Raw genomic sequence first — 556 nt, forward strand, 5'->3', positions numbered from 1 at the left:
CACCACATTCAGTAACGCTTTTGGGTCACGTGCGACAAGCATATTCAAAAGTCGGTAGACCTTTTTCTGATCAACGGTACCCAGCATCGCGCTGACCGGCGCTTCCTGGAGGTCTCCTTGCGTATATGCAATGGCCTGATCAGTAAGACTCAACGCGTCTCGCATACTGCCATCAGCGCCGCGAGCAAGCGCCCACAAAGCAGCCTCTTCTGACTGAACCTGCTCTTGAGAAAGCACAAATTTAAGGTGACTGACGATCTTCTCCGGAGTCATATTCTTCAGGTTAAACTGAAGGCAGCGTGAGAGAATCGTTATTGGTAGCTTTTGTGGGTCGGTCGTTGCGAACAGAAACTTTACATGCTCTGGCGGCTCTTCAAGCGTTTTAAGCAAGGCATTAAAACTGTGCCCAGAAAGCATGTGTACTTCGTCTATCAGGTAGATCTTAAAACGCCCTTGCGTTGGCGCATATTGGACATTTTCAAGGAGTTCGCGCATGTCTTCTACTTTGGTGCGCGACGCGGCATCGATCTCTATCAGGTCGACATAACGACCCTGC

General features: G+C 49.8%; 1 protein-coding gene. It reads right to left on the reverse strand.

Going from position 1 to position 556, the window contains the following annotated elements; all coding sequences use genetic code 11:
• The coding region (dnaX, locus tag A3750_RS20780) for a DNA polymerase III subunit gamma/tau (RefSeq protein WP_068548740.1) at window positions 1-556 on the reverse strand (556 nt) is incomplete at both ends.

The sequence above is a fragment of the Oleiphilus sp. HI0079 genome, from assembly GCF_001635105.1.